This window comes from Streptomyces sp. LHD-70 (genome assembly GCF_031157275.1).
Lineage (GTDB): Bacteria > Actinomycetota > Actinomycetes > Streptomycetales > Streptomycetaceae > Streptomyces.
The window spans coordinates 99642-112401 of record NZ_JAVIFW010000003.1; the positions used below are offsets into that span (position 1 = coordinate 99642).

The window sequence follows — 12760 nt, forward strand, 5'->3', positions numbered from 1 at the left end:
TGCTCAGCGCGGACGGACCTCCAGCCGATGGTGGGCCGGATCGACGAGTACGTTCTCTCCCTTCCCCGCGTGCAGGTCACGCCACGCGGCCAGGCCTCCGGACAGCGTCCGTGTCCAGTCCGACTCGGTGAAGGGAAGGCGGGCGCCGGCGGCCAGGCCCAGCACTCCCGTGACCAGATGCGGATCGACCAGCTCGGCCCAGTCCGCATCGGCGAAGCGCGTCGCGTACTGGAGCGTGAACAAGGCCACGAGGTCCTCACGGCCCGCGTCTTCCCTCCCGGCCGCTCGGTAGGTCGGCCGGAAGACGTCCGGAAGCATGAGTTCAGTGTGGGGGGACCAGCCGAGGTAAGCGGCATGGGCGAGGCAGAGCACCGGAAGGAAGCGGTACCCGGCGGTTCCGTGCGCGGAGTCCACCAGCGGCCGACCGAGTTCCTGCCCTGCATGACGCAGGACGTTCGCGGGATACCCGGATGCGTCCAGATACTGGTGGAATTCGACGTGGAACACGGATCGTTACCCGATTCGTTCCTGCGAGCGGTCGCCGCCCCACCTGGTGTGGAAACTGCCTTCCCGGTCAGTGCGGCGGTAGGTGTGCGCTCCGAAAAAGTCCCGCTGTGCCTGAATCAGAGCGGTCGGCAGGACATCGCTGCGCAGCGCGTCGTAGTACGCCAGCGCAGCGCAGAAGCCGGGGGTGGCGATGCCGAGCCGCGCGGCGGTGCCGATCACTTCGCGCCAGACGTCCTGCGCCGCACCCAGCTCCTTGGCGAACTCCTCGTCGGCCAGCAGGGACGGCAGGCGCGGATCCGCGGCGTATGCCGCGCGAATGCGGTTCAGGAAGTCGGCGCGGATGATGCAGCCACCGCGCCAGATCGTCGCCAGCCGGCCGAGGTCGATGTCCCAGCCGTACTCTTCCGCGGCGGCCGCGATCATGTGCCAGCCCTGCGCGTACGAAACGACCTTTGAGGCGTACAGCGCCTGTTCCACCTGCTCCGTGAACCGGGCGGCGTCCTTGGGGGAGAGCGCCTGCGGTGTCGGGCCGGGCAGCGTCCGCGCTGCCGCTCGAACGGGAGCGTGGCCGGAGAGCGAGCGCGCAAAGACGGCCTCGGCGATGCCGGAGACCGGAACGCCGAGGTCGAGCGCGGTCTGCACGGTCCAGCGGCCGGTGCCCTTCTGGCCCGCCTGGTCCGCGATCACGTCGACCAGCGGCCTGCCCGTGTCGGCGTCGGTGTGGCCGAGGACCTCGGCGGTGATCTCGATCAGGTAGGAGGCGAGTCGGCCGCCGTTCCAGCGGCGGAAGGTCTCCGCCAGCGCGGCCGGATCCTGACCGCCGGCCCGCCGCAGCAGGTCGTACGCCTCGGCGATGAGCTGCATGTCGGCGTACTCGATGCCGTTGTGCACCATCTTCACGAAGTGGCCGGCGCCGTCCGGCCCCACATGCGTGCAGCAGGGCGTGCCCTCGACGCGCGCGCTGACCTCGGTCAGCAGCGGCGCGACCTTCTCGTACGCGGCAGCCGTTCCACCCGGCATGATCGACGGGCCGTTCAACGCGCCCTCCTCGCCGCCGGAGATGCCGGCGCCGACGAACTCGATGTCCCGCTCGCGCAGCGCAGCCTCGCGACGGCGGGTGTCGGCGAAGTGCGCGTTGCCGCCGTCGATGATCACATCGCCCGGCTCCAGGAGCGGCGTGAGCTGCTCGATCACCGCGTCGGTCGGCGCGCCGGCCTGGACCATGATGACAAGGCGGCGGGGTCGGGTCAGGGCGCCGACGAAGGCGTTCAGGGATTCCGTGCCGACGAAGGTTCCCTCGTGTCCGAACTCCTCGACCAGGGAGTGCGTCTTGGCTTCGGAGCGGTTGTACAGGGCCACCGCAAAGCCGTGACGGGCGAAGTTGCGGGCCAGGTTACGGCCCATCACGGCCAGGCCGATCACGCCTACATCAGCGTTGTTGGACATGGTGACTGAATCCTATCGATGTGTCCGGAGAGGTTGGGCAGGGTTGTGCCGGGAGGCGGGCATGGCCGGGACGGGCTGCTTATGCGAACAGCTCCGCGACCGATGCGTAGGAGGAGAGCAGAGGCGGTATCGCAGCCCGCACATTCCGGTACACCTCGGCGTCAGCCGGGGAGACGGGGACGGGATCGCCGGTGTCCGGCGAGGGAGCGCCCAGCAGCGCGGGTGCGTCTGCGAGGCGGGGGGCCCGCCCCAGTGCATGGAGTCCGAGCGCTGCGGCACCCAGCGCGGATCCCTCGGCGTCGGCGACCAGGTGGACAGGCCTGCCGAGCACGGAGGCGATCACCGAAGTCCACAGCGGTGAGCGGAACGCGCCGCCGGTGACCTGCACGGACTTGACCGGCTCGATGCGGTCCAACTCGTCGACGACGGTGGACAGTTGCAGTGCCACACCCTCCATGGCCGCCCGTACGAAGTGGCCGCGGGTGTGCGAGTGGCGCACTCCGAGGTAGGCGCCGGGCACATCGGGGTCCCACAGCGGGGCCCGCTCCGCCAGGAGGTACGGAAGCATCACCAGGCCGTCGCAGCCGGCCGGCACACTCTCGGCGAGCGAGAGAACAGCCTGGTCGGACAGCGCGCCGTCATCACCGGACCCGCCGCCGAACGTGCGGCCCGCCCAGCGCATCACGACGCTGCCGTTGCTGACCGCGCCGCCCACCACCCATGCGGTGTCGGTGAGCGCGTAGCAGAACAGCCTGCCGCCCGGAGCGACGAACGGCTCCGGCACGGCGGCGCGGACCGCGCCGCTGGTGCCCAGGGACAGGCCCACGGTGCCCGGTGCCATCGCCTGCGAACCGAGATTTCCCAGCGGGCCGTCGGCGGCGCCCACGCACACCGGCGTGCCGGGCGGCAGGCCGCTCTCCCCGGCCGCCCTGGCGGCCAGCGGCAGCAAGGAGGTGGTCGGCAGGACGTCCGGCAACTGGTCCGGTTCGATGCCCGCCAGGTCCACTGCCGCCGGCTGCCAGGTCCGGGTGGACAGGTCCAGGAGGCCGGTGCCGGACGCCGAGGACAACTCGGTGACAAGGGAGCCGGTCAGGAGCCACAGCACGTAGTCCTTGAGCCCCACCCACCAGCGCACCTTGGCACACAGCTCAGGCTCCGCCCGGTGGAACCACATCAGCTTGGTCAGTGGTGTCATCGGATGGACCGGAGCGCCGGTGGACTGGTGCAGCGCGGTCGCGCGTCCGGTGGCCCGCAGCTCCGCCGCCTCCCCACGCGCACGGTCGTCCGCCCAGGTCACCAGCGGGGTGAGCGGCCGGTGACCGGCGTCCAGACCGATCAGGCCGTGCATCGCGGCGCTGACCGAGACGGAGAGGACCCGAGAGCCCGCGCACTGCTCGGCACACGCGCGCAGGGCCGAGAAGACCGCGGCGGCGATGGTGCCCGGGTCCTGCACCTGTTGGCCACGCCTCGGAGTGAGCAGGGGGTACTCGCGGACCGCGGTACGGCGCCAGGTGGACCCCACACCGAACGCCACCGCCTTGACCGCGGTCGTGCCCACGTCGAGCCCGATGACGATCTCGCCGGGGGAGCGGTCGGTCGCGTTCGCGGTCATGATGCGGTCAGCTCCTCGCCGCTCAGCTCGGCGGCTTGTTCCCGTACTGCTGTCACCACAGGGATGTCGGCCGCGAGTGCCGGATCGAGGTGGCCGAGCACGGCGCGTACGGCGTCCGGGAGCGAGCCGTCGACCCGTGGCAGCGCAGTTCCGGCGGCGTCGTTCACCGGTGCGCCCAGGCCTCGGAGATGGCACACCCAGGCGGCGAGCACCCGCGTCGCACCGAGGGGAAGCACGCCACGCGCACGCTCCTGACGCAGTGCCGGGAGGACGCGGACCGGCAGCTTCTGCGAGCCGTCGGCGGCGATCTGCGCGAGCGCATGCCGGATGCGGGGGTTGCCGAACCGCTCAAGCAGCGCGACCCGGTAGATGTCCAACTCCTCCTGCGGCAGCGTGAGATGCCGGCAGGCGGAGTTCCACCACTCCTCCAGCCACTCGCGGCAGACAGGGTCGGCCACGGCCTCGGCGACCGTCTCGTGACCGCGCAGTGTGCCCGCGTAGGCCAGCAGCGAGTGGGCGCCGTTGAGCAGCCACAGCTTGCGTTCCTCGTACGGCGTCACATCGTCGGTGAACGTGGCCCCGGCGTCCTCCCAGCGGGGGCGCCCGGCGGGGAACGTACCGCTGATCACCCACTCGCTGAACGGTTCGGTGACCACGGGGGAGGCGTCCACGAGGCCTGTCCGCGCCAGCACGGCGGCGCGATGCTCATCGCTCGTGGCCGGGGTGATGCGGTCGACCATGGTGGTGACGTACGCGGCCCCCTTGTCCGCGGCCTCGACCGGTTCTGGGCGGCCTGTCCGTTCCGCCATCTCGCGCACGAGCCGCTCCAGTACCGCGCCGTTGCCCGGCAGGTTGTCGCAGGGCACCAGGGCGACCGGGCCGAGGCCGGCGGCGCGGCGTGCCTCAAGACCGGCCACCAGCTTGCCGACGGCAGTGCGGACGGGGGCGTCGGGGTGCTCGCGCAGCGCGTGGATGTCGGCATGCACGTCATCGCGGTCGATGGCCAGGAAGCCGTCCGCGTCACGGGCGTAACCGGCTTCGGTGACGGTCAGGGTGACCACCGCGAGCGCCTCCTGCCGCCAGTAACCGAGCCATGCCGCGTGGTCGTCGCCCGGGTGCGTGGCGGACAAGGCTGCCGGAACGTCGAAGCGGTCGCCGTCCGGCCCACGAGTGATCAGGGCGTAGAGCCCGTCCTGTGGGCCCAGCAGTTCGGCGGCAGCGGGGCGCCGGCCGGTGAAAGCCGCGATGCCCCACTCCGCGGCATCCGGCGCGCGGTCCGTGTACCAGGCCTGATGTGCGCGGAAGAAGTTGCCCAGACCCAGGTGCAGAATCCGGACCGGGGCCGTGGGGCGGCCGTCGTGTGTGGCGCGGGAGAGACGGCGGACCACGCGCGAGGTGGCGTTCACAGCTTGAAGGCCTTTCGCGGATTTCCGGCGACGAGGCCGACGGCGGTCTCCAAGGCCTCGTCCTCGTCCAGGCGGTGCTCGGCGACGAGTTCTGCCAGCACACCACTGTCGAGCCGGCGGGACATGTCGTGCCGGGCCGGGATGGAGCAGAACGCCCGGGTGTCGTCGATGAAGCCGGAGGCGCGCGAGAACCCCGCGGTCTCCGTGACGGCCCTGCGGTACCGGCGGATCGCGTCCGGCGCGTCCAGGAACCACCAGGGAGCACCCGCGTACACCGACGGGTAGAAGCCGGCCAGCGGTGCGATCTCGCGGGAGAACACTGTCTCGTCCAGGGTGAACAGCACCAGCTGGAAGTCCGGATGAGTACCGAAGGCGTTCAGCATCGGCTGCAGGGCCTGCGTGAACTCCACCTGGACGGGGATGTCGTGGCCGGTGTCCGCCCCGAAACGCTCGTAGGTGGGCGTGTGATGGTTGCGGTGCACCGCCGGGTGCAGCGTCATCACCAGGCCGTCCTCGGTGGACATCCGCGCCATCTCGAACAGCATGTTGCGCCGGAAAGCGGTGGCCTCGGCAGCGGTCGCGGTGCCGCCCAGCGCGGCGGCGTAGATCCGCGCGGCCTCGTCGGCGGGCAGCGGCTCCGCGCGCACATCCAGGTGGCTGTGGTCGGCGGAGGTGGCGCCGTGCTCGACGAAGTACCGGCGGCGGGCCGCAAGGGCGCTGAGGTAGCCGTCGTAGCTGCCGGTGTCCACGCCCGAGACCTCGCCGAGTCGGGTTACGGACTCCCGCCAGTCGGCCCGGTCCGGCTCCAGGTAGCGGTCGGGCCGGAAGGTCGGAATGACGCGGGCGCTCCAGGCGGGGTCGTCGACCAGGGCACGGTGCGCGCTCAGGTCGTCGCACGGGTCGTCCGTGGTGGCCAGCACCTCGATGCCGAAGCGCTGGAAGAGCGCGCGCGGCCGGAACTTCTCCTGCGCGAGCCGCTCGGCGATCTGGTCGTACAGGCGGTCGGCGTTGTCGGCACTGGGGCGCTCGGTGACGCCGAAGATCTCCGACAGCTCGGCGTCGAACCAGTAGCGGACCGGAGTACCGCGGAAGGCAGCCCAGTGGGAGCACAGATGCCGCCAGGCCCGACGGGCCTCCGGCTCGGGGAGCGGGCCGCGGCCCACTCCCAGCTCGGCCAGCGGCACGCCGCTCGCGTGCAGCATCCGGGTCACGTAGTGGTCCGGGGTGACGAGCAGGCTCGCCGGGTCGCGGAACGGCTCGTCGGTCAGCAGCAGCCGGGGGTCGACGTGACCGTGCGGCGAGATGATCGGCAGCTCACGCACGGCGTCGTACAGCCGCCGCGCAATGGCGCGTACGCCCGGGTCGGCAGGAAGGAGACGGTCGGGGTGCGGCTGCAAAGGGGATGTGGAACGCGGCATACCCAGGAGTGTCGACACGCCGGAAGGGCTGTGGCAATCGGTTGCCATAAGTTGTCTCGGCGCCTTGCGCGGCTGCTGCCGGAGCGCCATCGTGCGGCCATGGATGACAGTGCAATCGTGACGGCCGAACAGCTCCCGAGGACTGCCGCAGCGGCTTCGCAGGCCGCCCATATCGGCGGGCCGGACACGGTCCTCACCGATGCCCAGGTGGCGGAGTTCGTCACCGAGCAGCTCTCCGGCGCAGACCTGGACGGGCAGAGTGTCTGCGTCGTCGTGCCCGATGCCACGCGCAGCTGCCCGCTGCCGCTCCTGCTTTCCGCCGTGCACGGCGCGCTGGCCGGGCGGGTGAGCCGACTGACGGTGCTGATCGCTTTGGGCACCCACGCGGCGATGGGCGAGGTCCAGCTGGCCAGACACCTCGGTTACCCGGAAGGCGACCTGGCGGCTCGGTACCCGGGCATGACCGTCCTGAACCACGAGTGGTGGGACCCGGAGACCTTCGCCTCGCTCGGCACCATCTCCGCCGACCGGATCGGGGAGCTGTCCGGCGGACTGCTGCGCCACGCCGTCGACGTCCGCCTCAACCGTGCAGTCGTCGACCACGACGCGACCCTCGTCCTCGGCCCGGTCTTCCCGCACGAAGTGGTCGGGTTCTCCGGTGGCAACAAGTACTTCTTCCCCGGCGTCGCGGGCGCCGACATCATCGACCTCTCGCACTGGCTCGGCGCACTCATCACCAGCGCCGACATCATCGGCACCCGCGGCATCACCCCCGTACGCGCCCTGATCAACGAGGCGGCCGGTCTCATCCCCGGCCGCCGCCTGGCGCTCTGTGTCGTCGCGCAGTCCGGCTCGGGTGCGCTGCACTCCGCGTCCTTCGGTACACCCGAGGCCGCCTGGGCCGCAGCCGCCGACGTCTCCGCCGAGACGCACGTGCGCTATCTCGAAGCGCCCGTCAAGCGAGTGCTGTCGATCATGCCGGACAAGTACGAGGACATCTGGACGGCCGCCAAGGGCTTCTACAAGCTGGAGCCGGTGGTGGCCGACGGCGGCGAAGTGATCCTCTACGCCCCGCACGTGACCACCATCTCCGAGATGCACCCGGAGATCGCCGAGATCGGATACCACTGCCGGGACTACTTCACCAAGCAGTGGGACCGCTTCAAGGACCTGCACTGGGGCGTGCTCGCACACTCCACCCACCTGCGGGGGGCCGGTACGTACGACGAGGAGACCGGTGAGCGTCTGCGCGTCACCGTCACGCTCGCCACCGGCATTCCGGAGGAGGTCGTACGAGGGGCGAACCTCAACCACCTCGACCCCGACTCGGTGGACATCGCGGCGTACGAGGCCGATCCGGACACCATGGTCGTCCCTCAGGCCGGCGAGGTCCTGTACCGGCTGAGGGACGACCACGGGGAGTCGTAGCGCCCGCGCACGAGCTCAAGGGGCGGGCGTCTCGGAGGCCTGCGTGGCCGACGGCTTCCGCCCCCGGCGCGCCGTCGACTGCCGTACCACCAGGCGGGTCGGCAGGATCGCCGACTTGCCGGGGTGCGCCTGGGAGTCGCCCAACTCGGCCAGCAGTGTGCGGACCGCGGTGTGGCCCTGTATGCGGGCCGGCGTGGCAATCGTCGTCAGCTCCGGCGTGACCAGTCCGGACCCGCTGATGTTGTCGAACCCGACCACACTGAGTTCGCGCGGCAGTTGAACGCCGGAGGCCTGCAGCCCGCGCATCAGGCCGATGGCCATCTGGTCGTTGTACGCGATGACCGCGGAGGACTTCGGCCGGCCCAGCTCCCCGGCGGCCTGCAGCCCACCCGCCACCGTCGGAGGGTACGCAACGGTGCGGTTCACCCGTACACCCAGGTCCGACGCCGCCTCGCGCAGCGCGCGCCAGCGCACCCCGCTCGCCCAGGAGGCCTCGGGCCCCGACACGTAGGTGATCGTGCGGTGGCCCAGCTCGCTCAGGTGTTCCGCAGCCTGGCGCATCCCGTCCATGTCGTCGTTGACCAAGCTCGTGACATCGCTGACCACGCGGTTCAGCACGATCAGTGGCCGCTGTTTGGCGATCATGCGGATCGCCGAGTCCGACATACGGGAACTGGCCAGCACGATCCCCTCCACCGCAGGCAGGGTGCGCTCCAAGGACTCGCGCTCCAGCTGGTCCGACTCCTGGGCGTCCACCAGCAGGATCAGGTAGCCGGCCTCGCGTGCGGCCTTCTGCGCCCCGATGACGATCTCCGCGAAGACCGGATTGGCGATGTCGGCGATCACGCAGGCGATCAGCGTCGTGCGGCCGGTCGGCAGTGCGCGGGCCAGCGGGTTCGCGTGGTAGCCCAACTCCGCGGCGACCTGCCGGATGCGCTCTGCCGTGGCGGCGTTCACGCGGCCGGGGCGGGAGAATGCGCGGGAGACCGTCGACGGCGCCACGCCTGCGGCCGCCGCCACGTCGTAGATGGTCGGCGAGCGGGAGGCGCCCCCCTGCGGAGACGGTCTGTCTGCCACGAAAAGCTCCTGGTGGTCAAGGTTCTGTCGTGTCGGCGAGCGGATGGTGCGCAGGGCGGTGCCCAGTGTGTCCATGGGGAGTGCCCCGCTCCAGGGCAATAGATGGCAACCGCTTGCCAGTCTCCTGCTCGCGATCAATTAATTGAACGTTATACCCGGTACACACCGCCGCGGCGATGCTGCATGACAGTCAGGAGCACGGAATGCTGAGGCCCCAGGACACCGCAACGCGAGAGCGCAAGAACCTCAACGGACTCTGGGCCTTCCAGCTGGACGCTGAGGGCACAGGCCGGTCGGCGGGCTGGTGGCGGGATGCGCTCCCGGCATCGCGCGAGATGCCGGTACCGGCGAGCTACAACGACATCGTCCCCGACCTCGCGGTCCGCGACCACGTCGGCGACGCCTGGTACCAGACCACCGTGCGGGTCCCGAAGGGCTGGGCCGGCGACCGCGTCGTCCTGCGCTTCGACTCCGCCACGCACCGCGCCGTGGTCTGGGTGAACGACATGGAGGCCGCACGGCACGAGGGCGGCTACACACCCTTCGAGGCGGACATCACCGACCACGTCACACCCGGCGCGGAAGCCCGCGTCACCGTGGTCGTCAACAACGAGCTGACCTGGGAGACGCTGCCGCCCGGCAAGGTCGAGGAGACCCCGCAGGGCCGCAGGCAGAAGTACTTCCACGACTTCTTCAACTACGCCGGCCTGCACCGCTCCGTATGGCTCTACTCCACTCCCGTCGCACACGTCAGCGACATCACCGTGGTCACCGGCCTGGAGGGCGCCGCGGGCACGGTGCGGTACACCGTGGTCGGCGAGGGCGCGGCGGACCACGCGGTCCGCGTCACGCTGCGCGACGCGGACGGCGCGACCGTCGCGGAGGGAGAGGGCGCCGAGGGCACGCTGCGCGTCGAGGACGTGCACCGCTGGGCGCCGGGGGACGGCTACCTCTACGACCTGGAGGCCGCCCTCGTCGCCGCCGACGGCACGGTCGTGGACAGCTACCACCAGAGCGTCGGCGTCCGCACCGTCGAGGTCGACGGCACCCGCTTCCTCATCAACGGCGAGCCCTTCTACTTCACCGGCTTCGGCAAGCACGAGGACGCAGCGATCCGCGGCAAGGCGCACGACGACGCGCTGATGGTGCACGACTTCGAGCTGATGGAGTGGCTGGGCGCCAACTCCTTCCGCACCTCGCACTACCCGTACGCCGAGGAGGTCCTGGACTACGCGGACCGGCACGGCATCGTCGTCATCGACGAGACGGCCGCGGTCGGCATCAACCTGGGCGTCGCGGGCGGCATTCTCGGTGACGTCAAGGGCGTGACCTTCTCCGACGACACCATGGGCGAGCCGCTGCAGCGCACCCACCTGCAGGCGATCCGCGAGCTGATCGCGCGCGACAAGAACCACCCGAGTGTCGTGCTCTGGTCCATCGCCAACGAGCCGGAGTCGGACACTCCCGAGTCCCGGAAGTACTTCGAGCCGCTGTTCGCCGAGGCCCGCAGCCTGGACCCCACCCGCCCGATCGGCTTCGTCAACGTCATGCTGGCCCCCGCCGGCAAGTGCGTGGTCAGCGACCTCGCCGACGTCCTCATGATCAACCGCTACTACGGCTGGTATGTGAACACCGGTGATCTGGCGGCCGCCGAGGCCGCCCTCGAAACGGAGCTGCGTGCCTGGGTGGAGGGCCAGGGCAAGCCGATCATCATGACCGAGTACGGTGCGGACACCGTCCCCGGCCTGCACTCCGTCGTCGACATGCCCTGGAGCGAGGAGTACCAGGACAACCTGCTGGCGATGTACCACCGGGTCTTCGACCGCATCGACGCCGTCGTCGGTGAGCAGATCTGGAACTTCGCCGACTTCGCGACCTCGCCCGGCATCTTCCGGGTCGACGGCAACAAGAAGGGTGTCTTCACCCGCGAGCGGCGCCCGAAGGGCACCGCGTTCACCCTGCGCCGCCGCTGGAACAAGGACGCCTGACCCGCTCCCTCCCAGGCGTGGCCGCCCGCCGCTCCGCCCTCCGCAGACCGGCCCGTCGGCCCGTCTGCGGAGGGCGTCTGCGTTCATGGGCTGGGGCGCGCGGCGCCCGGGGTGGCCCGGGTCGGCGCTTCAGAGGGGAACGGCGGCCGTGTGCGAGCCGCGCGGACGGCCCGCCGGGCAACAAACGGCAACCGCTTGCCAACGCTCACGGCCGGCTCATTAATGGACTCTTACATCCCCGTGACACCACCGGTCATCCAGCCACTCAACGGCAACGACCGGACGCCACCGGCTGCCGCGCGGGCTCTTCTCACGCGGCACCGCGGATCCAAGCCGCCCCCCCCGCGCGTCCGAGCGCCGACAGGCGCCAGGGCACTGCTCAGCCCCGCCCCTTACCCATCAGGCAACGATGCCTGCCCACTCAGGGAGCAACAGTATGAAGCTCCGCGCCTCCACCGTCCTCGGCTACGGAGCCGGTGACGCTGCGAACAATCTCGCCTTCAGCCTCTCCGGCATGTTTCTCCTGCTGTACTACACCGATGTCGTAGGGCTTTCGGCCGCAGCCGTCGGCACCTTGATTCTCCTCGTACGCGTATGGGACGCCTTCGCCGATATCTTCGCCGGACGCATGGTGGACCGGATGAGCTCCCGCTGGGGCAAGTTCCGGCCCTTCATCCTGTTCGGCGCGGTGCCGCTGCTCCTGCTGAACGTCGCGGTCTTCAACGTCCCGGACATGTCCCAGGGCGCCCAGCTGGTCTACGCATACGTCACTTACGCCCTGCTCGGCCTCGCCTACAGCCTGGTGAACATCCCCTACGGTTCACTCGCCACCGCGATGACCCAGGAGCCGTCCGAACGCGCGAAGCTCGCCGCCATCCGCGGTGTCGGCGCCCAGGCGGTCATCATCGTCCTGGTCATCGCGATCTCCCCCGCCCTCAAGAGCAGCGGCAGTGGCCTGCAGAGCTTGTTCACGAACATCACCTGGATCTTCGTGGGCGCCGGCGCGCTGCTTTATCTGTGCACCTTCCTCACGGCCAGGGAGCGCGTCGAGCGCAGCGTCGTCCAGGTCTCCTTCCGCCAGACCGTGGCCGCGCTCAAGGGCAACCGGCCCCTGTACGTCCTGTGCGCCAACACCGTCGTCGTCCTGAGCGGCCTGTTCGCCCTACAGGCCGCGGGCGCCTTCTACGCCCGCGATGTGCTCGGCGACCCGAGGCTCTACATCGTGCTCTTCCTCGTCAGCGCCGTGATGAACTTCGCGATCGCACCGCTGATGCCGCGCATCGTCAAGTCGTTCGGCAAGCGGAACGCCTACATCGCGGCGGGTGGACTCACGGTCGTCGGCGGCGTCGGTACGTTTCTGCTGCCCGCCACCCCGGTGGCGCTGCCGATCGTCGCCTGGACTCTGCACAGCACGGGCTTGGCCATCGTGTCCGCCCTGCTCTGGGCGCTCGAGGCGGACACCGTGGAGTACGGCGAATGGAAGAGCGGGGTTCGGACGGAGGGCGCCACATACGCGGTGTTCTCCTTCACCCGCAAGATCTCCCAGGCCATCGGTGCGGCCGTCGCCTCGTACGCCCTCGCGATCGGCGGGTACGAGGCCGGCGCAGCGCACCTGACCGACGGAGCCCTCACGGGCATCCGCTTCGCTGCCGGCGCGGTGCCCGCGATCACGGCACTGATCGCCATCGCGATCATGTGGCGATACCCGCTGACCGACAGCAGGTTCCAGGAGATCGTCCGAGAGATGGCCGAGCGCCGGGAGAAGGAGTCCAGGGACGCGGCGCCCGCCGTCGCACCCATGTCCAGTACGGCGTAGTGAAGTCGGCGGAGGCGCCACCCCGGCGGAGGCGCCACCGCCACGACGGCGCGACCTTGAAG

At 70.4% G+C, this 12760-nt stretch carries 9 protein-coding genes; 3 read left to right on the plus strand and 6 right to left on the minus strand.

The features are described from left to right. Positions 1 to 3: 3 nt before the first annotated feature. From RCO28_RS08590 to uxaC, 5 genes are all read right to left on the minus strand, one after another. Entirely contained in the window at positions 4 to 507 is a 504-nt protein-coding gene (locus RCO28_RS08590) for a hypothetical protein (RefSeq protein WP_308940393.1), read from the minus strand. A 6-nt stretch (positions 508 to 513) separates the two neighbouring features. Beyond that, a complete protein-coding gene (gndA, locus tag RCO28_RS08595; protein ID WP_308940394.1) occupies positions 514 to 1953 on the minus strand; it encodes an NADP-dependent phosphogluconate dehydrogenase in 1440 nt (479 codons plus the stop codon). Positions 1954 to 2032: 79 nt separating this feature from the next. Then, positions 2033 to 3565, minus strand: coding sequence for a gluconokinase (locus tag RCO28_RS08600; protein ID WP_308940395.1), 1533 nt, complete (start codon positions 3563 to 3565; stop codon positions 2033 to 2035). After that, positions 3562 to 4971 (minus strand): mannitol dehydrogenase family protein, encoded by a 1410-nt coding sequence (locus RCO28_RS08605; protein ID WP_308940396.1) that lies wholly within the window; start codon positions 4969 to 4971, stop codon positions 3562 to 3564. The genes RCO28_RS08600 and RCO28_RS08605 overlap by 4 nt, the downstream gene beginning before the upstream one ends. Then, positions 4968 to 6389, minus strand: a complete 1422-nt coding sequence (uxaC, locus tag RCO28_RS08610) for a glucuronate isomerase (protein WP_308940397.1) — start codon at positions 6387 to 6389, stop codon at positions 4968 to 4970. The genes RCO28_RS08605 and uxaC overlap by 4 nt, the downstream gene beginning before the upstream one ends. A gap of 99 nt (positions 6390 to 6488) precedes the next feature. Between uxaC and RCO28_RS08615 the strand changes: the two genes are divergently transcribed. Further along, entirely contained in the window at positions 6489 to 7817 is a 1329-nt protein-coding gene (locus tag RCO28_RS08615) for a lactate racemase domain-containing protein (protein ID WP_308940398.1), read from the plus strand. A gap of 15 nt (positions 7818 to 7832) precedes the next feature. On the opposite strand, the gene RCO28_RS08620 is transcribed toward RCO28_RS08615, so the two are convergent. Then, on the minus strand, positions 7833 to 8894 hold the full coding sequence (locus RCO28_RS08620; protein WP_308940399.1) for a LacI family DNA-binding transcriptional regulator: 1062 nt from the start codon (positions 8892 to 8894) through the stop codon (positions 7833 to 7835). A 203-nt stretch (positions 8895 to 9097) separates the two neighbouring features. Between RCO28_RS08620 and uidA the strand changes: the two genes are divergently transcribed. Both uidA and uidB read left to right on the plus strand, forming a co-directional pair. Further along, the gene (gene uidA / locus RCO28_RS08625; RefSeq protein ID WP_308940400.1) at positions 9098 to 10882 is read left to right on the plus strand and encodes a beta-glucuronidase; all 1785 of its coding nucleotides are present in this window, start codon (positions 9098 to 9100) and stop codon (positions 10880 to 10882) included. Between the two features lie 436 nt (positions 10883 to 11318). After that, positions 11319 to 12698, plus strand: a complete 1380-nt coding sequence (gene uidB / locus RCO28_RS08630; protein WP_308940401.1) for a glucuronide transporter — start codon at positions 11319 to 11321, stop codon at positions 12696 to 12698. Positions 12699 to 12760 lie beyond the last annotated feature (62 nt).